The following is a 19,787-nucleotide window of genomic DNA, read 5'->3' on the forward strand; positions in this document are numbered from 1 at the left end:
TTCCAGGGTAGGCCTCAGAGCTGGTAATCAGCTGCCGTGGTGATGTTCTCGTGCACGCACAGAATGTTGTGCTCGGAGTCCATGAACCAGGCGCACTTCTCTGAATCGGTTGTACAAATGTGGTTTTCGGTCTTGAGATCCGGGAGATCGTAGTCCTGGAATATGACGCCCTTGGCTTCCATTTCCTGGACTGTGCGTTCGATCTCGCTGACTTCGAAACTCAGGGTGGTGTGCTCTGAGTGCTTTCCATCCTTGACTGGCATCAACTGCAGCATCGGGCCGTCGCCGCTGCCGAACAATTCGCTTCCGTCTTCCGCCACGCCGCGGTGTGGGAGTCCGAGTGTATCCGCATAGAAATGACGGGCGCGCTCTTTATCATCCACGGGCAGGACGGTTGTGGCTTTGTTCAATACTAGGGTCATTTTGCCACCTCCTACGTTGAAGATTTTACGCCGGAGCAGCATGGAAAGAGCTTGCAAATTGCGCCCCTGAACCGGCGAAGCTCCCTCCGCGCCGCTTGGGTTGCTCTATCACTTGTGGCTGCCAATCCGACGTTTTGGCAGCCACAAGTGATAGAGCAACGGGAGGGAGCGTCCGGAAGGGCTACTTCTCGACGAGGGTCAGGACGTCGTAGGTCGCCACGATTTCGTCGTTCTGGTTCGTCAGGACGGCGTCCCAGGCCACCTCGCCGTACTCGTCGGTCTCACGCGGGGTGATTTTCTTGGCCGTCAGGGTCACCCGGATGGAGTCGCCCGCGGCCACCGGGGTGATGAAGCGCAGGTTCTCCAGGCCGTAGTTGGCCAGGACGGGGCCCGGCGCGGGCTCCACGAAGAGGCCGGCGCCCCACGCCAGGAGCAGGTAGCCGTGCGCCACGATGCCGGGGAAGAACGGGTTGGCGGCCGCGGCTTCCTGGTTGGTGTGGGCGTAGAAGGTGTCGCCCGTGGAGTTCGCGAACTTGGTGATCTCCTCCAGGGAGACCTCACGCAGCTCCGAGCGGATGGCGTCGCCGATATGCAGCGTGGCCAGGGACTTCCGGAACGGGTGCTGGCCCTCGGTGTCGAGGGTGAAGTTGCGGTCTGCCCCCGTGTGCCACACGCCCGTGACGGCGGTCAGCATGTTGGGCGAGCCCTGGATCGCGGTGCGCTGCATGTGGTGCATCACGGAGCGGATGCCGCCCAGCTCTTCGCCGCCGCCGGCACGCCCGGGTCCGCCGTGGACCAGGTGCGGGACGGGTGAGCCGTGGCCGGTGGAGCTGCGGGCGTCCTCGCGGTTGAGCATGAGCACACGGCCGTGGTGGGCCGCGATCCCGGTCACGAGTTCACGCGCCACGGCGGGGTCATTCGTGCAGACCGAGGCGACGAGCGAGCCGCCGCCGCGGGCGGCGAGGCGGACGGCGTCGGCCAGGTCCGTGTAGCCGATCACGGACGACACCGGGCCGAAGGCCTCCAGCGAGTGGACCTCCTCGGCTTCCGGGTCGGCCCAGCTCAGCAGGACCGGGGACATGAAGGCACCGCCTCCGACGACGCCGACGCTTCCGTCCGCGCTGGTGACCTTCGGCGCGTCGAGCGTGCCGTACGCAAGCTCACCGCCGGCGTCGAGCATGGTTTGGACCGCGGCCCGGACGTCGGCGAGCTGTTCCCGGGAGGCCAGGGCGCCCATCGTCACGCCCTCGGCGCGGGGGTCCCCGAGCACCACGCGTTCCCGGATGCGCTCCCCCACCGCGGCGACGACGTCGGAGACCAGCTCCTGCGGGACGATCGCACGACGGATGGAAGTGCATTTCTGGCCGGCCTTGGCGGTCATCTCGGTGACGAGGGACTTGATGAAGGCGTCGAATTCCGGCGTGCCCTTGACAGCGTCCGGGCCCAGGATCGCGGCGTTGAGGGAGTCCGTCTCGGAGGTGAAGCGGACGCCGCCCTTGACCACATTGGGGTGGGACTTCAGCGTGTTGGCGGTGGAGGCCGAGCCGGTGAAGGCCACGAGGTCGCGGTAGTCCAGGTGGTCAAGCAGGGTGCGGACCGAGCCGGAAATGAGCTGCAGCGAGCCCTTGGGCAGGATGCCGGATTCGTCGATCGCCTTGACCACTGCCGCGGCCACGTAGCCGGTGGGGGTGGCGGGCTTGACGATGGTCGGCACGCCCGCGATGAAGGCCGGGGCCAGCTTCTCCAGCATGCCCCAGACCGGGAAGTTGAAGGCGTTGATCTGGACGGCGACGCCGGGGATGCGGGTGTAGATGTGCTCGCCGGCGAAGGAGCCGTCCTTGGACAGCACCTCCATGGGGCCGTCCACCACCACCTGGGAGTTGGGAAGCTCGCGGCGGCCTTTGGACCCGAACGTGAAGAGCACGCCGATGCCGCCGTCGATGTCGATCATCGAGTCGATCTTGGTGGCCCCGGTCTGCGCCGAAAGAGCGTAGAACTCCTCGCGCCGGCCGTTGAGGTACTGCGCCAGTTCCTTGAGCTTGAGGGCGCGCTGGTGGAAGGTCAGCTTGCCCAGTTCCGCCTGCCCGGTAGTGCGGCCGTAGTCCACGACGCCGGCGAGGTCGAGTCCTTCGGTGCTCACCTTGGCCAGGAGTTCCCCGGTGCTGGCGTCCAGGACCGGGGCGGCGCCGGCGGCGGAGGCAGCGTCGGGAGTCCACCAGGAGCCCCGGATGAAGCTGGGAACGATCTCTACTGTGTCTACTGTGGGTACGACTGTGGTGGTCATCGTTGACGGGTCCTTCCAACGCGGGGCAAGATCAACACGGCCAGCATTACTGACCGTCCGTTCGGTAATATGTCTACAGTACATGAATGAGGCCTGCCGCACACTAGCTGTGGCAGCACAGACCGGTCCGGCCGTTGGTCGGCCGGCAATGAAGGAGACGCTATGACGCCCGAGACCGGCAGCACCGAGTTGTGGAAGATCACCCTCGGGGAACTCGACGAGAAGATGGGCGTGAAAATCGTCGAGGAGTCCGTGGACCGCGTGGTGGCGACCATGCCGGTGGAGGGCAACCGGCAGTCGTTCGGGCTCCTGCACGGCGGCGCCTCGCTGGCCGTCGGCGAGGCCGTGGGATCATGGGCCGCCGTGATCCATGCCAGCACCCTGGGCAAGACGGCCGTGGGCGTGGACGTCTCGGCGACGCATCACAAATCGGCGCGGGAGGGGACCATCACCATCACGGCAACCCCGATCCACTTGGGCGGCACGCTGACCACCCACGAGGTGCTGATCACGAACGAGGCCGGCCAGCGGCTGTGCACGCTGCGGATCACCAACCTGCTGCTGGACCGCAAGGCCTGACTCTTCTCCCTCCCTACCGCTGCCCCGCCTTACTGTCCCGCCTTACTGACCCGCCACCCGCGAGTTCGCCGTAAACCTGCGGAGTCGCCGTAGCCGTCCGGCGACCCCGCAGGCTTGCGGCGACCCCGGCGGAGCTGCCCGGACCGGAGCCCACCTACACCGGCCTTCCCCGTTGACGTAGAGCCGATCGGCCCGGAAGGCAAGGTGCCCGGACTGTTAGCGTGGAAGTGCCGATTTGCCCGGCGCCGCCGGGTATCCCCGGTCGCACCGGAAGGGTCCACCATGCTCTCAGACACCTCACTTCCCGTAATCCAGGCAACGCTGCCCGTGGTCGGCGAGCACATCGAGGAGATCGCCAAGCGCTTCTACCGACACATGTTCGAGGCACGGCCGGATCTTTTGGACGGACTCTTCAACCGCGGGAACCAGGCCGACGGCCGCCAGCAGCAGGCGCTAGCCGGATCCATCGCGGCATTCGCCGGCATGCTCGTGGAGAAACCGGATCAGGTGCCGGACCATCTGCTCTCCCGGGTGGCCCACAAACACGTCTCGCTCGGGCTCAGCCCCGACCAGTACCAGATCGTCCACGACAACCTCATGTGGGCGATCGTGGATGTCCTCGGGGATGCCGTCACGCCGGAGGTCGCCGCCGCCTGGGACGAGGTCTACTGGCTGATGGCGAACCTTCTCATCAACAAGGAACGCGGCCTGTATAACGCCGTGCACCTCTCCCCCGAGACCATCTGGCGGACATGGCGGGTGGTGCGCAGGATCCAGGAGACGGACGACGTCGTCTCCTTCGTCGTCGAACGGACCGACGAGCGCGACGTCAAGCCGTCCCTGCCGGGGCAGTACGTGACCATCAAGATGACCATGCCAGACGGCGTGCAGCAGCCCCGGCAATACAGCCTCACGAGGGCCGACGACGGGCAACACCGGCAGTTCGCCGTCAAACGGGTCCATGGACTCGAAACTCCCGACGGCGAGATGTCCACGCTGCTTCACAACGATGTCCAGGTGGGCGACGAAGTGGTGCTCTCGGCACCGTTCGGCGACGTCGTGCTGGAGTACACGGACCGTCCCCTGGTGATGGCCAGCGCCGGAATCGGCATCACTCCCATGGCCGGGATGCTCTCCCACCTCGTGCAGTCCGGTTCGCAACGGCAGGTGATGCTTTTGCATGCCGATGACAGCGAGGCATCCTTCCCGCTCCGCGCGCAGGTCACGGAGGATCTCGCGAAACTGGCCGACGGGACCTTGAAGACATGGTTCCTGACCCCCGCCGAGGCCGGAGAGTCATCCGGTTCCGTGTTCTCCGGTTTCATGGATGTCAGTCAGGTGGATCTCCCTGACGACGCCGAGTACTACCTCTGCGGTCCCCTGCCGTTCCTGAAATCGGTTCGGAGCGCCCTGATCGCGGGCGGCACGCCGGCCAAGGACATCCAATACGAGGTTTTCGGCCCTGATCTCTGGCTGGCTGACTTCCAGTAACCCGGCAGCGCGCTGATCTGTCCGGACCCGTGGGGTCGCCGCAGACCTGCGGGGTCGCCGGGAGTCGCCTAGACCTGCGGGGTCGCCGTAGACCTGCTGAGCGCCCGGGACCCGCCGGAGTCGCCGCAAGCGTGCGTCGTCGCCGTGCAGTTACGGCGACGCCGGGCGTTTCCGGCGAACCCGGCGTGGAATCCGGCTGCTAGTGCATGCGCCGACGTCGACCGAACGCCACAGCCGCCGCTCCGAGCAGCAGCACACCGGCGGCGAGACCGGCGACAGGCAGGAGCCCGCCGAAACCGGCCAATTGGCCCACATTGCCCGACGACGTGCCGCCCGTGGCCGCGCCCTCCACCGTGACGGAGACGTCCGACGGCGACACGGGAGACGACGGGACGGGAGCCGGCGGGGCGGAAGCCCGCAGCGGCCCGGCGACAAGAGGCTGGTCGCCAAGAGGCTGGGCAGCAGGCGGCCTGGCGGCACGCGGCTGGGCACCAGGCGGCTGGACCTCGGGCAGCTGGGCACCAGGCGGCTGAACGGCAGGAGTTCCTAGCTGCTGGCCAGCCGGCGGTTCGGCCCGGGTGCCTGCGGAAACGGCAGCAGGGTCGATGATGAAGACCACTTCTGCCGGGTGCGAAACGACGGCATCAACGGTCTGTGTGACCGTCAGCGTGTGCGCTCCGACTGCCAGTCGCGCAGGGAACGGAACGCTCCACCGGGAGTCACCGGCGATGTTCCGCGAAATCGTGGGCTGAGGGGCGGCCCCCGCGGCTGCACCCCCTGCGCCTGCCCGCACCGATCCAACGGACACCCCGTCCACGGACGCGCGCACGTCAGCACCGCTGACGCCGGTGCCGGAGATGTCCGTGGGCAGGGCGTCCTGGCGGAGGTGTTGGCCCTGCCGGATGCTCGACGTCGGCGCCGGCGGACGTACGGTATAGGTGCTGGTCACGGAGGGGCTGTCCGCCTCTCCGGGAGTAGTGAGCACTGCGGTGACAGAGACCAGCCCGGAGACCGGCTGATCGGCCACCTTGATGCTCCAGCGGCCGTCCAGGCCGACCGTCCCCGAACCGGAGACATCGCCTGACAGCCTGACGGTCGCTCCCGGCATGCCGGTGCCGTCAATGCTGTTGAGTGCCGGCAGGGTGGTCCCAGTCGGCGTCGTCATTCCAGGCGCCGACAGCGGGGCCGGTGCGACGGTGGCCGTGAAGTACGCCGGTTCGGAATGGCTGAAGCCGTTGACGGTCTCCGCGGAGAAGGCCAGCTGTCCGCTCGGTAGCGGAGCCCGGAACGTCCAGTTCCCGGCGGCGTCCACCGGCACCTCAAGCTTCTGCGCCCCCACAGTGATGCGGACCTTCGATTTCGCAGCCACCGCGGAGGCCGGCGCCGCACCCACGTGTCCAGCGATTGGCTCGCCGGCTGTGACAGTTTCCGTGGCGGCCGCCGTGAGGGTTGGCTTGTTCAGGAAGAGCTGGAGCTGGATGCCGCCTGGGATCCTGCCGGTGGCGTCCTCAAGCGTGGTCGCGACGGCGCGTGTCTGGACGCCGCCGTCGCTTTCGGCTCCGGTGTGCGTGCCGACCGCGAAGTTTCCGCTGATCCACGGGCCGCCGGAGTCTCCGGGGCGGGACTTGACCGTGGTGGAGTCGAAGCCGCTCAGCGCCCGGAGATCGTTGTCGTAGTTTGGCGGCAGCGAGTTTGGTCCGGGGATGACCCACGTTCCCACGGAGTCCACGGTGCCGCACGACCATCCGAGGGTCCGGCCGGAGCGGCATACGGGCTGGCCCTGAAAGGGGGCCACCGTGCCGACGATCTTCACGGACGTGGGCCCCGGATCGGCCGGTTGGTCCCACCGGGTGACGGCGGGCTGGACATTCAGGCCGCCCCTGATGCCCCGCAGGACGGCGATGTCCGTGCCGACGTTGCTGCCGTCCGCCGCCACCTTGGCGTTGCCGGGGCCGCCGAACTGGCTGAACCCGAATGTCCCCAGCGCTCCTGTGACCGCGCCCGAACTGCCTCCGCCCGCCGCCGTCGCCCCTGCGGGATCCTCAATCTCGGCCTGCTTGGCGGTGCCGTCCGCGGCACAGTGTCCGGCCGTCAGGACCAGGGGCTCGCCCTTGGGGCTGAAGGCTCCGAACCCGGCCGAACACAGGGTGCGGCCGTCAATGACGTAACCCTGGCCGCCGAAAAAGTCCTCTTCCGTCGCGATCCGGGATCCTTTTTCTAGCGCGACGTTGGCGTAGCGGGCCACGAAGTCGGCGGCGGCGATCTTCGGCTTCGCGCCGGGTGCTGTGGCCGGTTGCGCTTCCGGGGCAGAGGCCGGGCGCGCGTCTGGGCCGGAGGCCGGGGCGGATTGCGCCGAGTTGGTGCCGCCGGTGCGGATGACGAAGTGGCCGCTGGTGTAGGTCACTGCCTGCAGCCCGGCGGCGCCGACCTCGCGGACGTAGGCCTCGAAGAGTTGCTGGGTGCTGGAGGCCAGGAGCGCCGCGTCCGAGCGAACCGAAGCGGGGGCGGCAAGCACGAAGTCGGCCCCGCCGGCCTGATTCTTTCCGTCCAGCTGGTTCAGCTCGGCCACGCGGGACCGGAGCTCCGGGCTGTTGCCCTCAACCGTGATCTTGCCGGCGTCGAGCCTGATCCCCTCATAGCCGGGGAGCGCGCGGAGGGAGGGCGCGGCGTCGGCGGCCCGCCGCGCCAGCGCCCCCGCAGCATTGAACTGCGCCAGGGTCATGCCGAGGTCCCGCCGCACGGCTTCCGCGAGCCCGGCATCACTGAGGAGCGGCGCAGCGGACGCGGAAGAAAGGGCCGACGACGAAGAGCCCGCCAGTGCGGGGGGAGCAGCGTCTGCCGCCGTGGGGGCCGGTGTCGGTGCCGACGACCCCGCTCCCCCCGCTCCAGCCGGCGTCGCCGTCGGGACCGGCTCGGGTGACGCCGACGGGACAGGCGCCGGGGTGACGGTTACAGCCACCGCCGGGACGGCGGTCAGCGCAATGGCGGGCAAGGCGCCGCAAACCGCAATCGCGAGGGCCGCGGCGGCCCGCATCATGGGCTGGAACGTCGGAGTTTTCACTCCGCAACCCTATCTGCCGAGTTTGGCCAGGATGGCCGCGAGCTCCCTGGGCGTCACGCCGTGGCGGTTCAGGTAATCGGCCGTGTCCAGTGACCGGACGAACTCCAGCAGGCTCCTGCTCCGGGATTCCAGCAGGGGCATCAGGACGTCCTCGGGCAGGAAGCGTTCATAGGGATGCGGGACGGCCGAGTTCCGGTGGTGCTCGTTGATGCCCCGCATGGCGCGCTGGTAGCCGTGCACAATGGCCTCGTCATCGTCCCCGGCGAGATCCTGGAGCATGGCGGCGATCATGCCGCTCCGGTCCCGCCCGGCGGAGCAGTGGATGATCACTCCGCCGTCCGCGGCGGCCACGGCCTTGAAGACGCCGGCCAGCAGGTGCGGAAACAGCCGGGCATTGTCCGCGTAGGAGGCCGGATCGTTGAGGTAGGGCACGCAGAGTTCGCGGAATTCGCTGTTGTCCGGGTCTTCCGTGGGGGCCAGCACGACGTCGAATCGGGCCAGTGCTGCCCTCGGCACCGGCGGGTCGGTTTCCCGGCGCCGGATTTCGGTTTCGTTGCGGAGGTCGACGACGGTCCGGATGCCGTGGCGGTAGGCCTGGCGCCAGCCTTCCTCCGTCAGCCATTCCCGGCGTCCCATCCGGTACACGTCCCCGGCCACATGCCACGCGTTGACTGCCCCGTCCCACTCCATCCCTCCGGGCACCGCTTTCCAACTGGCTGGCTTGTTGGATGGCTTCCTGATGGTTGGGCCTCCGAAGTCGGCAGGAATGGTCATTTTGAAAGTTAAGCACACGCGCCGGTGCAGATCCACGGGCCGCATTCGGGAAAGTTTTCCACAACGGGACCGGAGGCATGGTGCGGGGTGCAAGCATCCGCGTACTGTGGCGGTGAACCCGGTAGCCGCCGGGCTCTTTTCAGCTCGCCGCCGCCGGGACTGACACCTCGGCACGGGGCTGAACCTACGTGCTACTGAGGGGAACACCATGGGAACTTTGAACCTTCGACGCCGGCGAACGGCCCTGGCGGCCGGTCTCGCAACCCTGGCACTGGCGGCCGGGGTGGCAACGGTGCCGGCGCAGGCAGTGGACAAGACCAAGTACATCGCGCTCGGGGACTCCTACGCCGCGGGGCAGGGCGCTGGGCCGTACCTGGATGCTTGTTACCGGAGCGAGAACGCTTATTCCGAACTCGCTGCTGAGTCAAAGGCCATCAAACTGGTCACCAACGCGTCGTGCAGCGGCAAGACCACCCAGGACGTCGTGAACAACCAGCTGCGCCAGCTGAACAAGAGCACGGAACTGGTGACCATCACCGCCGGCGGCAACAACCTCAAGTTCGGCCAAATCGTCACTTATTGCGGCGCTGCCTTGGCCGCTCCCACCGCGGCGGCGGCGGCGTTGTGTGACAAAGTAACCGCCGACGCGACTGCTCAGATTGCCAGTGGAAAACTCGCCCGCGATGTGGCCTCGATGATCCAGAGTGTCAAGGCTGCAGCACCCAACGCCAAGGTTGTGGTGACCGGCTATCCCTACCTTTACGATCCGGTCACCCCCAATCCGGCCGATCCGATGTCCCTGTTCATCTACAAGGCCACCCGCCTGGCGGACGGACTAAACGACTCCATCGCCGCCGGGTCCGGCGGAGCGACATACGTTGATGTAAGGGCCGCCTTTGCCGGGCACGGCATCAACTCGGCGACGCACGAACCGTGGATCAACCTCGACCTCGCCCACCCAACCAGCCCGGACAACTTCCACCCGAATGCCGAGGGCTATGAGGCGTACTTCGCGTCGCTCAACAAGGTCAACGCCTACTCGGCACCTTAGCGCCGCTTGGCCAACCGGAGTTCCAGGCCGTTGCGGACCATCGGCCATTCGTGCTCAAGGATGGAAAAGACCACGGTGTCCCGCAGGGCGCCGTCGGCCGAGCGGGAGTGGCTGCGCAGCACGCCGTCCTGCTTGGCGCCCAGCCGGGCGATCGCCTCGCGGGACTGGTGATTGAGCCAGTGTGTCCGGAATTCGACCGCCGGGCAGCCGATCGTCTCGAACGCGTGCCGCAACAGCAGGAGCTTGGCGTCCGGGTTGGTGCCGCTGCCGTGCGTGGACGCGGCGTTCCAGGTGGACCCGATCTCGACGCGCGGCGTGACTGGATCGATATTCATGTACGTGGTCATGCCGATCACCCGTCCCGGGGCGCCCGTGGCGGGGTCAAGCAGCCGCGTGGTGAAAGGCAGCATGGCGCCGCTGTCCTGGAGGGCCAGGCGCCGCTCAATCTCGGCGGCCATGTGTTGCGGGTCGGGCACGCTGGTGTACCAGAGGCGCCACAGTTCGCCGTCCCGGGCCGCCTCGACGAGGCCGTCATGGTGGTCCTGGCGCAGCGGCTCAAGGACAACGTACCTGCCGGTGAGCGTGGTGGGATGAATGCGGTTCACGGGACCATCCTAAAGGGATCCGGCGGCGTGCCCGGCCCCGCCGTCAGGACGCGGCCGGGTCCCCGCGGCAAGGCCTTCTGGGTAGGCTGGGGCCATGATCACAGTCACGGGCACGGTCCGCTCAAATCTGGAGGCCGGCAAAGCCTTCGGGTACCTCTCAGCTTTCGAGCACACGCCGGAATGGGACCCCGGGACTCCGGTGGTTAAGAAGCTCTCCGAAGGCCCGGTGGCGGTGGGGCACCGTTATCACGCCGAAGCGGACTTCCGCGGCAAGCGGCAGACGCTGATCTACGAGGTCGTGGAGCTGTCAGGGACCCTTATCAAGCTGCGCGGCGAGAACAAGACGGTCATCTCCGTGGACACAATCGACGTCAAGCCCTCGGGAGCCGGGTCGGAAGTCCGGTACACGGCTGAATTCCGGCTCAAAGGCTGGCTCAAGTTCGCCGAACCGTTCGTGAAGCCGGCATTCCAGTCACTGGCGGCTCCGGCCATGGACGGCATGCAGAAGTCCCTGGACTCGATGGCAGCGAACTAGCCTGCGCCACCGGGCTGGCCGGTCAGGGCTGGCCGGTCCGGCTCAGCCGGTCCAGCTCAGCGTTCCGGCTCAGCCGGTCCAGCTCAGCGTTCCGGCTCAGCCGTTCCAGTCGAAGAATCCCTTGCCGGACTTGCGGCCCAGTTCACCGCGGGCCACCTTGTCACGGAGGATCTGCGGCGGCGCGAAACGCTCCCCCAGAGTGGACTGCAGGTATTCAGCGATACCGAGGCGCACATCGAGGCCGACAATATCGGTGGTCCGCAGCGGGCCCGTGGGGTGCTTGTAGCCGAGAACCATCGCGTTGTCGATGTCCTCGGCGGTGGCTACGCCCTCCTCCACCATGCGCATCGCCTCGAGTGCGATCGCGACGCCCAGCCGGGAGGACGCGAAGCCGGGGGCGTCATTGACGACGACGGCGGTCTTCCCGAGGGCCTCCACCCACCCGCGGGCGGCGTGTGCCAGGGCATGGGAGGTCTGCTCGCCGAGGACCACTTCGATGAGCGTCGACGCCGGCACCGGGTTGAAGAAGTGCAGGCCCAGGAAGTTCTGCGGCCGCTTGAGCTCACGGGCCAGGCCGTTGACGGACAGGGACGACGTGTTTGAGGCGAGATAGGCGTCGTCGGCGAGCCGTTCCTCGATGCCGCGCAGGGCGGTGACCTTCAGGTCCCAGTCTTCGGGAACGGCCTCGACCACCAGCTGCCGCCCGGCGAAGTCGTCGTAGTCCACGGTGACCGTTAGGCGGGAGACCATCTCGTCCAGGTTGGCGTCCACGGCGCCGCGCTCGATGCTCTTCGCAGCGGCGGACTCGACCCGCTCGCGAGCGGCCTCGGCCGACGCCTCGTCGCGTTCAACCACCAGGACGTTCGCTCCGTTGATCAGGAAGGCGTGGGTGATGCCGGCGCCCATGCGGCCGCCGCCCAGAACTCCCACGAAGTGCGGGAGGTCAGCGCCGGGGACGTTAGTGCCGGGGAGGGCATCCGCGGGACTGTTGGCGTGGCGTTCGGAGTTGTCCATGGCTATTTCTTCTTCTCTGATTCTTCGGCCGGTTTCCGGTCGGAATGCTGGTCGGAATTCTTGTCGGTTTTCTTGTCAGCTTTCCTGTCCAGGAAGGCCTGCATGCGGTCGAATTTGGCCTGGGATTCGAAGAGGATTCCCTGGGCCAGCTGGTCGATCAAGGGATGCGCCTCGGCCGGGGCGTGGAACACGGATTTGGTGATCCGGACGGCGAGCGGGTCCTGCGCGGCGATCCGGTCGGCGAGCTTATGCGCGGCGGCCATCAGCTCGGACGGGTCATGGATTTCGGTGATGAGGTTGACGGCGAGGGCCCGTTCGGCGCGCAGCACGGCGCCGGCGAGCAGCATGTCCTTGGCCACCGGCTCCCCGACCAGTTCCTTGAGGCGCCAGCTGGCGCCGGCCGCGGCGAGGATGCCGAGGCCGGTTTCGGGGTTGCCGATCCGGACCGACGGGGTGCCGATGCGGAAATCGGCGGCGTAGGCCAGTTCCGCGCCGCCGCCGAGGCAGAAGCCGTCCAAGGCTGCGATGACCGGCATCGGGAGCTTGGCGATGCGGACGAAAATGGTGGAGTTGATCCCCTGCAGGGCATCGTCGCGGCGGCGTTCGCGCAGCTGCCCGATGTCGGCGCCGGAGGCGAAGACCCCGTCCGCGCCGGCGATGATGAGGATCTTGGGGTGCTGCTCGAGCTGGGCGCACACGGCATGGAGTTCGTCGACCATCTGCTGGTCGATCGCGTTGCGGACCTCCGGCCGGTTGAGTACCACCACCACACGGTCCTCGCGTTCCTCAACCAGGAGGGTCCCGAAGGCGGACGGGTCGAATGCCGGGGCCGCCACTACACGCGCTCCAGCAGCATGGCCGTGCCCTGGCCGACGCCTATGCACATTGTGGCCAGGCCGATCTTGGCGTCCTCGCGTTCCATCCGGCCCAGCAGCGTGATGGCGATCCGCGAGCCGGAGGAACCCAGCGGGTGGCCCAGGGAGATGGCACCGCCGTCGCGGTTCACAATCTCCGGGTCAAGGCCGAGCCGGCGCATGCTGGCCAGCGACTGGGTGGCAAATGCTTCGTTGAGTTCGACGGCGCCGAGGTCACCGACGCTGAGCCCGGCCCGGGCGAGAACCTTTTGCGTGGCCGGGACGGGGCCGATGCCCATGATTTCGGGCTCACAGCCGGCCGAGGCGCCGTCGATGATGCGGGCGCGCGGCGTGAGGCCAAGCTTCTGGATGGCCGCTTCGGAGGCCACGATGATGGCGGAGGCGCCGTCGTTGAGGGTGGAGGAGTTACCGGCGGTGACGATCGAGCCGCCCTTGACGACGGGCCGCAGTCCGGCCAGGACGTCCATGGTGGTGCCGGCGCGGGGGCCTTCGTCGGTGTCCACCACGGTCTCGCCCTTGCGGGTTTTGACGGTCACGGGGACGATTTCGTCGGCGAAGCGTCCGGCGGCAATGGCAGCCAGGGCGCGGTCGTGGGAGCGGACGGCAAAGGCGTCGGCGTCCTCGCGGGAGATGCCGTCAACCCGGCCCACTTCCTCGGCGGTCTCCGGCATGGAGTAGGTCATCTTGCCGTCCCGGGCGAGCTCGCCCTTGGTGAACTGCGGGTTGACGAAGCGCCAGCCGATGGAGGTGTCGAAGATTTCGCCCGGTTTGGCGAAGGCCGTCCGGGGTTTTTCCTGGACCCAGGGCGCCCGGCTCATGGATTCGACGCCGCCGGCGATTACGACGTCGGCTGCGCCGGACTTAATCATGTGGCTGGCCATGATGATGGCGCTGAGGCCGGAGGCGCAGAGCCGGTTCACGGTGATGCCGGGGATGTGCAGGGGAAGCCCGGCCAGGAGCGTGGCCATCCGGGCCACGTTGCGGTTCTCTTCGCCGGCGCCGTTGGCGTTGCCCAGGATTACCTCGTCGATCGCGTCCGGATCGACGCCGGCCCGGACCACGGCTTCACGAACCACCAGTGCGGCCAGGTCATCGGGGCGGACTGCGGAGAGGGCGCCGCCGTAGCGGCCGACCGGCGTGCGGGCACCGCCAACAAGAAAAGCCTCGACCATGAGAACATCCTTCACCAAGAAAGCGGGGCCGGCAGCAGAGTAATTTACCGACCGTTCGTTCTATAAAGATTACACGGCGGGCCAGAGGGGTCAACCGGACGCCGCCGCATTACGCGACGACGACGCCCAGATGGGTTGCGAGCAACGGTGCCAGCACGGTGAGCTGGTAATCGTCGATCACGAGGCCCGCCAGGCTGCCCAGACCGCTGATCGCGCGGAAGTCGGTTCCCCGGAGGTCGAAGTCCTTCAGCCTGGCGCCGGCGAAGTCGAGGGTCCCGATCGTGCAGTTTTTCAAGGCAACCCGGGTTGCGGTGCAGGAGCCCAGGTCGAGCTCGTTGATGATGCAGTCACTGATCTGGACGTCGGTGAGCTTGGAGCCGCGCAGGTTCACGTAATCGAGCTTGCCTCCGTCTATCCGCACCGACTGCCAGCCGCTCTCGTAGAGCTCCGCCGACCCCCAACGGGGGTTGCCGATCTCCACATCCCGCAGGCTGGTCCGGGCTGCCGTGAAAACCGGGGCGTAAACCTCGGTGAGGATGCAATCGCGGAACGTGGCGCCGCGCAGTTGGGTCTCATTAAAAGACACGCCGGCAAACTCGCACTCGGCAAAGACCGCGCCGCTCAGTTCCAGTCCGTCGGCCGACGCGCGGCTGTAGCGGACGCCGTCGTACCGTTCACCGCTCCGGAAGTCCGGGGCAGGGTCGTCCCGCAGTTCCGGTGGCCGAACCGGCGCGAGGCGAGGGGCGGTGATTTTGGGGGCCTTGGCCGCTGCAGCGTGCCGGACCATCAGAGCGACTCGGCTTTGGTCGCGATTTCCGCCAGGTCCTTGGCGAGCGCTTTGCGGGTAATGCGCATGCCGAGCGGGCCGAACACGGCAAGCATGGCCTTTCCCAACCGGGTTGGCCTAACGAGCTCCGCACCGAAGGTCAGCGTGAGGTCGGTGCCGCCGTCGCGCCCCGCCAGGGCGAACCGGGAGGTGTAGGAGGCGCCGCCCTGGCGGGCTTTCACTGTGGTGCCGCCGGCCCGGTCCGGGCCAGGCGCCTCGCACTCAGACACCGCCATCTCCACCGTCTCCGAGCGCCCCAGCATGGTGCGGGTTTCCTTCCAGCGGGTGCCCACGCCGTAGGGTCCGTCGGTGAGCATCTGGACCGAATCGACGCCGGACAGGGTTGAGGCCGATCCGGGGATATCCGACACCACGGCCCAGACCGAGTCCGCCGGAGCATTGATGTGCTGCGTGAGCGTGATCTTGTGGTCCATGCCCTCGAGCCTAGCCCGGGGGCGGTGAAAAAGTTCATCCCGTCCGGGCTGAGCGCCGCGCCCGGTGGCGGTCAATCCGCGCTCACCCCTTGATTTAGTAAGCATGCTTTGTGTTAGGCTGAATGAACGTTGATTTTCTACCGGAAACGAAAGGTGGTCCACACCATGGGTGTCGGAGACAAGATTCAGAACGAAGCGGAGCACCTGGGCGGCAAGGCCAAGGAAGCGGCCGGAAACGCAACCAACAACGACCAGCTGCGGGCCGAGGGCCAGCGCGATCAGGTCGTAGCCGACGCGAAGAAGGTTGGCGAAAACGTCAAGGACGCTTTCAAGAAGGACTAATTCTTCAGCTAAAAGCGGCGCCGGTCTTTCCTTTGGGGGACGACCGGCGCCGCTTTTTTGTGCCTGCTTTTTTGTGCATGCTGGTTGGTGTGGATTCGCTGTGCCCGCTCTGAGCTCCCCGCACTGTGGCGCCGGGGTTCTCCCGTGCTTCGCCGGGCCTCATTCCGGACTTCCGGGCTTCCGGGCGCACATCCTGCAACAATGGCTCCCACCAGCCGACGGAGGAGACAGCATGGCACGGACAGCGGCAGACAAAGGCAAATCCCCCAGCCGGGATCTCAGCAACATCGACCTGAGCGAGGCCAGCGCTGCCGCCGGCGGATCGCCCGTGCTGCGCGGCTATCTGGCGACGCCGGAAGGTGACGGGCCTTTTCCGGCGGTCCTGATGATCCACGAAATTTTCGGCCTCAACGACATCACCGTCCGCCACGCCGACCGGCTGGCCGCGGCCGGCTACCTGACGCTGGCCGTTGACCTGTTCAGCGACGGCGGCCCCCGCCGGTGCCTTGTGGCCACCATGCGTGCGCTGGCGGCGGGCGAGGGCCGGGCCTTCACCGACCTGGCGACAGCCCGGGACTGGCTTCAGGATTCGGGCCGGACCACGGGCAAGATCGGCGTGATCGGTTTCTGCATGGGCGGCGGCTTCGCCCTCCTGCTGGCCAATGACCACTTCGACGCGGCGGCCGTCAATTACGGCCGGCGCCCGAAAAATCCTGAGGAGGCCCTGGCCGGCGCCTGCCCGATCGTGGCCAACTTCGGCGGCAAGGACCGCAGCCTGCCTGATGAAGCGGCAAAGCTATCGTCTCTGCTGGACCGGCTGGGTGTGGAGCACGACATCAAGGAGTTCCCGAACGCCGGGCACGCCTTCCTCAACGATGCGGAAACCGGCCCGCGGCCCCTGCGCCCGCTATTTCGCGTCATGGGAATCAAGCCGGATCCGCAGTCGGCACCGGAGGCGTGGCAGAGGATCGAGGACCACTTCGCCAAGCATCTGAAGGCCTGAGCGCCCGCCCGCCGCGGACACGCGCCGTCGCAAAACCCCCGAATGGGACGCTAAACGCGACCCAGTTGGGAACGGGGGCTCCCGGCATGACACCATACCGACCATGGTCCAGAAGATTGCGTACCAGGGTGAGCCCGGCGCCAATTCCAATATTGCATGCGCCCAGATGTTTCCCGAGTTCGAAAGTGTCCCCTGTGCCAGCTTCGAGGACGCTTTGGAACTGGTATCCAGCGGCGAGGCCGCCCTGGCCATGATTCCTATTGAAAACTCGATCGCCGGCCGGGTGGCTGACATCCACATCCTGCTGCCCCAATCCCGTCTGCAGATAGTGGGCGAGTACTTTCTTCCGATCCATTTCGACCTGATGGGCATACCCGGCAGCACCGTCGAGGGGGCCACCGAGGTCCACAGCCACATCCACGCCCTGGGTCAGTGCCGCAAGTTGATCCGCAGTGCCGGCCTGAAGCCTGTTATCGCCGGGGATACCGCGGGTTCCGCCCGTGAAGTGCGGGAGTGGAACGATCCAGCCAAGCTGTCCCTCGCTCCCCCGCTCGCGGCCCGGATCTACGGCCTGGAGGTGCTGGCTTCCCGGGTGGAGGATGACCCGTCCAACACCACCCGGTTCGTGGTCCTGGCGCCGGAAAAGGACCTGCCGCCCCGGGAGGCGCTGCCAGGAGCGGCCATGACCAGCTTCCTGTTCCGAGTCCGGAACGTCCCCTCCGCACTTTTCAAGGCTCTGGGCGGATTTGCCACCAACGGCGTGAACATGACAAGGCTGGAAAGCTACATGGTGGGCGACGAGTTTACTGCCACTATGTTCATGGCCGACGTCGAGGGACACCCCGAGGACCTCCCCGTCAGACTGGCCCTCGAGGAGTTGGCCTTCTTCACCACCGAGGTGCGCATCCTGGGCGTCTATGCCGCCGCCGAATACCGGACCGGGCAAGCAGTCCCCGGCTGAGTGCCCGCAGTAATCCGCTACGGAGCCAGGTCGGAAACGCCCCGTGTGCCGACGCTCCATCCCAGTTGCTCGCCGCCGGACCCCGCCCCACCCCGACGCAGCCCCGGGATTTCGCGGGCGGCGCAGACGTGCGGTCAGCAGCAACCGGGCAGGAACGCCACGGCGCCATCGGAAACGCCCCGTGTGCCGACGCTCCATCCCAGTTGCTCGCCGCCGGACCTCGCCTCACCCCGACGCACCCCCGGAATTTCGCGGGCGCGCAGACGTGCGGTCAGCAGCAACCGGGCGGGAACGTCAGCCCGCCATCGGAAAGGCGCCAGGCTCCCTGGGGTCACGCCGTCCGGGGTCACGCGTCCGGGATCACGCCGTCTGGGGCTGTCCCGACCGCAGGAGGGGCGCGAAGAACGCGGCGAGCTCCGCCGTCGCCGTCAGCGGCAGGACGTTAGCCACGTATTGGTCGGGGCGCACCACCACCACCACACCGCCACGGTCGATCCCGCGCAGCTCGAAGATGTCCGCCGCCGGATCGGTGGCGTAGACCTTCTCAAGGTACGTGAGCTTGAACGGGCCGACCTCCGGCTTGAACACTGCCGGGACGGCGCCGATGTCGACGCCCGTGTGGTCCTGCTGGTAGATCACCTTCACGTCGAACCACGCGTCACGATCCGCCCCGTCGGGGGTGGCGGCCAGCGGCGAGTCCGGGGCGCTGGCAAGCCAAGCGGCCAGGTCCGCCACCGGTGACGGAGCCGTTGCCCCCTGTCCCGGCGCAGCCGCGTCGGCGAAGACGTAGATCCGCCACCGCCCGTCCGCCGTGGCTTGGTGGCCGAGGTGCAGCGGGTTGGTGTCGCAGACCCGCACGACGGGCGCGGATTTGAACCGCTTGCCGATGGGGAACCCGGCGGCCAGGTGCTGGTGCGCAGGCTCGGCGATGAGCATGGAGGGCGCGTACTGGGTCATGAAGCCCGCCGGGAATTCGGCGGTGCTGACGTAAAAGTCCTCGAGCTCGGAGGGGTTCTCGAACTCTTCGGGCTTCTTGGCCATCAGTGTCGACCACTCCTTGTCGAAGTCAATGAGGTTCTTCGCGATGATCTGGCGCTCGGCCGAGTACGTGGACAGCAGGCTCTCCGGGCTGCGGCCCTCAAGCACGTGCCCGAGCTTCCAGCCCAGGTTGAAGCCGTCCTGCATGGAGACGTTCATGCCCTGGCCGGCCTTGGCGCTGTGGGTGTGGCACGCGTCGCCGGTGATGAACACGCGCGGCGTGCGGGTGCCCCGCTCCGCCGGGAGGACGTCGTCGAACCGGTCGGTGAGGCGGTGGCCCACCTCGTAGACGCTGTGCCAGGCGACGTTGCGCACGTCGAGCGTGTAGGGGTGGAGGATCTCGTTCGCCTTGGCGATGATCTGCTCGATCGTGGTGCCGCGGACGGCGCCCTTGTCGTTGGGGTCCACCTGGCCGAGGTCGACGTACATGCGGAACAAGTGGCCGCCTTCGCGCGGGATCAGCAGGATGCTGCCGCCGTCGTGGGACTGGATGGCGCACTTGAGCCGGATGTCCGGGAAGTCCGTGACGGCGAGCACGTCCATGACGCCCCAGGCGTGGTTGGCAGCGTCGCCGGCGAGCGTGCAGCCGATTGACTCCCGGACTTTGCTCCGGGCGCCGTCCGCGCCGACGACATACTTCGCCCGGACGGTGCGCTCCCGGCCCTCGTGCGGGCCGGCCGTGTGGAGAAGTGTCACCGTGACGGGGTACTCCCCAGTATCCGCAACCTCGAGGCCCTGGAATTCGTAGCCGTAGTCGGGTGACATGCGGGCGGGCGAGTTCGCCATGAACTCCCCGAAGTAGTCCAGCACCCGGGCCTGGTTGACGATCAGGTGCGGGAACTCGCTGATGCCCGCCGGGTCGTCCACGGCGCGGGCGGCGCGGAGAATGCGGGAAGGATCCGCCGGATCCGGTTTCCAGAACGCCATCTCGGTGATCCGATACGCCTCGGCGATGATCCGCTCGGCGAAGCCGAAGGCCTGGAAGGTTTCGACGCTGCGGGCCTGGATGCCGTCGGCCTGGCCGATGGCGAGCCTGCCGCCGCGGCGCTCGACAATCCGCGTCGTGACGCCCGGGAACTGGGACAACTGCGCGGCGGTGAGCATGCCCGCGGGCCCGGTGCCCACAATGAGCACGTCAACCTCGTCGGGAAGCTGCGTGGGCCGGTCGATGCCGACGCCGGCGGCCGGCTGGACCCGGGGGTCACCGGAGACATAACCGTGGTGGTGAAACTGCACGGGCTTTCCTCACTTCATTGTGTGGCGGCCAGTCGCCGTCATTCGTGTTCGATATTAGAACTAGACGTTCGATAATAGAATTTC

18 protein-coding genes are annotated in these 19,787 nt (G+C 67.4%); 7 read left to right on the forward strand and 11 right to left on the reverse strand.

Features of this window, described 5'->3' with window-relative positions:
- Positions 1-14: 14 nt before the first annotated feature.
- Both C8D78_RS07075 and paaZ read right to left on the reverse strand, forming a co-directional pair.
- Positions 15-422 carry a VOC family protein gene (locus tag C8D78_RS07075; RefSeq protein WP_120951466.1) on the reverse strand — a complete coding sequence of 136 codons (408 nt, stop codon included), beginning with the start codon at positions 420-422 and terminating at the stop codon, positions 15-17.
- 181 nt (positions 423-603) lie between these two features.
- Positions 604-2,706 (reverse strand): phenylacetic acid degradation bifunctional protein PaaZ, encoded by a 2,103-nt coding sequence (paaZ, locus tag C8D78_RS07080; protein ID WP_120951468.1) that lies wholly within the window; start codon positions 2,704-2,706, stop codon positions 604-606.
- 162 nt (positions 2,707-2,868) lie between these two features.
- On the opposite strand from paaZ, the gene C8D78_RS07085 reads away from it, so the two are divergent.
- Together C8D78_RS07085 and C8D78_RS07090 are read left to right on the forward strand one after the other, a co-directional pair.
- A complete protein-coding gene (locus C8D78_RS07085) occupies positions 2,869-3,285 on the forward strand; it encodes a PaaI family thioesterase (RefSeq protein WP_120951470.1) in 417 nt (138 codons plus the stop codon).
- Between the two features lie 282 nt (positions 3,286-3,567).
- Entirely contained in the window at positions 3,568-4,776 is a 1,209-nt protein-coding gene (locus C8D78_RS07090) for a globin domain-containing protein (protein WP_120951473.1), read from the forward strand.
- Positions 4,777-4,975: 199 nt separating this feature from the next.
- Here the strand turns inward: C8D78_RS07090 and C8D78_RS07095 are convergent, their stop codons facing one another.
- Entirely contained in the window at positions 4,976-7,837 is a 2,862-nt protein-coding gene (locus tag C8D78_RS07095; protein WP_244208286.1) for a S1 family peptidase, read from the reverse strand.
- Between the two features lie 9 nt (positions 7,838-7,846).
- Positions 7,847-8,527 (reverse strand): tyrosine-protein phosphatase, encoded by a 681-nt coding sequence (locus C8D78_RS07100; protein ID WP_120951475.1) that lies wholly within the window; start codon positions 8,525-8,527, stop codon positions 7,847-7,849.
- A gap of 292 nt (positions 8,528-8,819) precedes the next feature.
- On the opposite strand from C8D78_RS07100, the gene C8D78_RS07105 reads away from it, so the two are divergent.
- On the forward strand, positions 8,820-9,662 hold the full coding sequence (locus tag C8D78_RS07105) for an SGNH/GDSL hydrolase family protein (protein WP_120951477.1): 843 nt from the start codon (positions 8,820-8,822) through the stop codon (positions 9,660-9,662).
- Here the strand turns inward: C8D78_RS07105 and C8D78_RS07110 are convergent.
- Positions 9,659-10,267 carry a GNAT family N-acetyltransferase gene (locus C8D78_RS07110; RefSeq protein ID WP_120951479.1) on the reverse strand — a complete coding sequence of 203 codons (609 nt, stop codon included), beginning with the start codon at positions 10,265-10,267 and terminating at the stop codon, positions 9,659-9,661. The two genes, C8D78_RS07105 and C8D78_RS07110, sit on opposite strands and share 4 nt — an antisense overlap.
- Positions 10,268-10,361: 94 nt before the next feature.
- Here C8D78_RS07110 and C8D78_RS07115 point away from each other — a divergent pair, with 94 nt between their 5' ends.
- Positions 10,362-10,802, forward strand: a complete 441-nt coding sequence (locus tag C8D78_RS07115) for an SRPBCC family protein (protein ID WP_120951481.1) — start codon at positions 10,362-10,364, stop codon at positions 10,800-10,802.
- A 96-nt stretch (positions 10,803-10,898) separates the two neighbouring features.
- Here C8D78_RS07115 and C8D78_RS07120 read toward each other — a convergent pair whose 3' ends face one another.
- The 5 genes from C8D78_RS07120 to C8D78_RS07140 form a co-directional block, all read right to left on the reverse strand.
- Positions 10,899-11,708: a 3-hydroxyacyl-CoA dehydrogenase family protein gene (locus C8D78_RS07120; protein ID WP_244208305.1), complete on the reverse strand. Its 810-nt coding sequence runs from the start codon at positions 11,706-11,708 to the stop codon at positions 10,899-10,901.
- A 110-nt stretch (positions 11,709-11,818) separates the two neighbouring features.
- Positions 11,819-12,652 (reverse strand): enoyl-CoA hydratase/isomerase family protein, encoded by an 834-nt coding sequence (locus tag C8D78_RS07125; protein WP_120951483.1) that lies wholly within the window; start codon positions 12,650-12,652, stop codon positions 11,819-11,821.
- Positions 12,652-13,863: a thiolase family protein gene (locus C8D78_RS07130; protein ID WP_120951485.1), complete on the reverse strand. Its 1,212-nt coding sequence runs from the start codon at positions 13,861-13,863 to the stop codon at positions 12,652-12,654. Before C8D78_RS07130 ends, C8D78_RS07125 begins: the two co-directional genes overlap by 1 nt.
- A 109-nt stretch (positions 13,864-13,972) precedes the next feature.
- Positions 13,973-14,650, reverse strand: coding sequence for a pentapeptide repeat-containing protein (locus C8D78_RS07135; RefSeq protein WP_120951487.1), 678 nt, complete (start codon positions 14,648-14,650; stop codon positions 13,973-13,975).
- Positions 14,650-15,123 carry an SRPBCC family protein gene (locus tag C8D78_RS07140; protein ID WP_120951489.1) on the reverse strand — a complete coding sequence of 158 codons (474 nt, stop codon included), beginning with the start codon at positions 15,121-15,123 and terminating at the stop codon, positions 14,650-14,652. The genes C8D78_RS07135 and C8D78_RS07140 overlap by 1 nt, the downstream gene beginning before the upstream one ends.
- A gap of 165 nt (positions 15,124-15,288) precedes the next feature.
- On the opposite strand from C8D78_RS07140, the gene C8D78_RS07145 reads away from it, so the two are divergent.
- From C8D78_RS07145 to C8D78_RS07155, 3 genes are all read left to right on the forward strand, one after another.
- Positions 15,289-15,465 (forward strand): CsbD family protein, encoded by a 177-nt coding sequence (locus C8D78_RS07145; protein WP_120951849.1) that lies wholly within the window; start codon positions 15,289-15,291, stop codon positions 15,463-15,465.
- A 232-nt stretch (positions 15,466-15,697) separates the two neighbouring features.
- On the forward strand, positions 15,698-16,468 hold the full coding sequence (locus C8D78_RS07150; protein WP_120951491.1) for a dienelactone hydrolase family protein: 771 nt from the start codon (positions 15,698-15,700) through the stop codon (positions 16,466-16,468).
- Between the two features lie 103 nt (positions 16,469-16,571).
- Positions 16,572-17,429, forward strand: coding sequence for a prephenate dehydratase (locus tag C8D78_RS07155; protein WP_120951493.1), 858 nt, complete (start codon positions 16,572-16,574; stop codon positions 17,427-17,429).
- A gap of 360 nt (positions 17,430-17,789) precedes the next feature.
- Here the strand turns inward: C8D78_RS07155 and C8D78_RS07160 are convergent, their stop codons facing one another.
- Positions 17,790-19,703, reverse strand: coding sequence for an FAD-binding monooxygenase (locus tag C8D78_RS07160; RefSeq protein ID WP_120951495.1), 1,914 nt, complete (start codon positions 19,701-19,703; stop codon positions 17,790-17,792).
- Between the last annotated feature and the right edge of the window lie 84 nt (positions 19,704-19,787).

Source organism: Arthrobacter oryzae, assembly GCF_003634095.1.
Taxonomy (GTDB): Bacteria; Actinomycetota; Actinomycetes; order Actinomycetales; family Micrococcaceae; genus Arthrobacter; species Arthrobacter oryzae.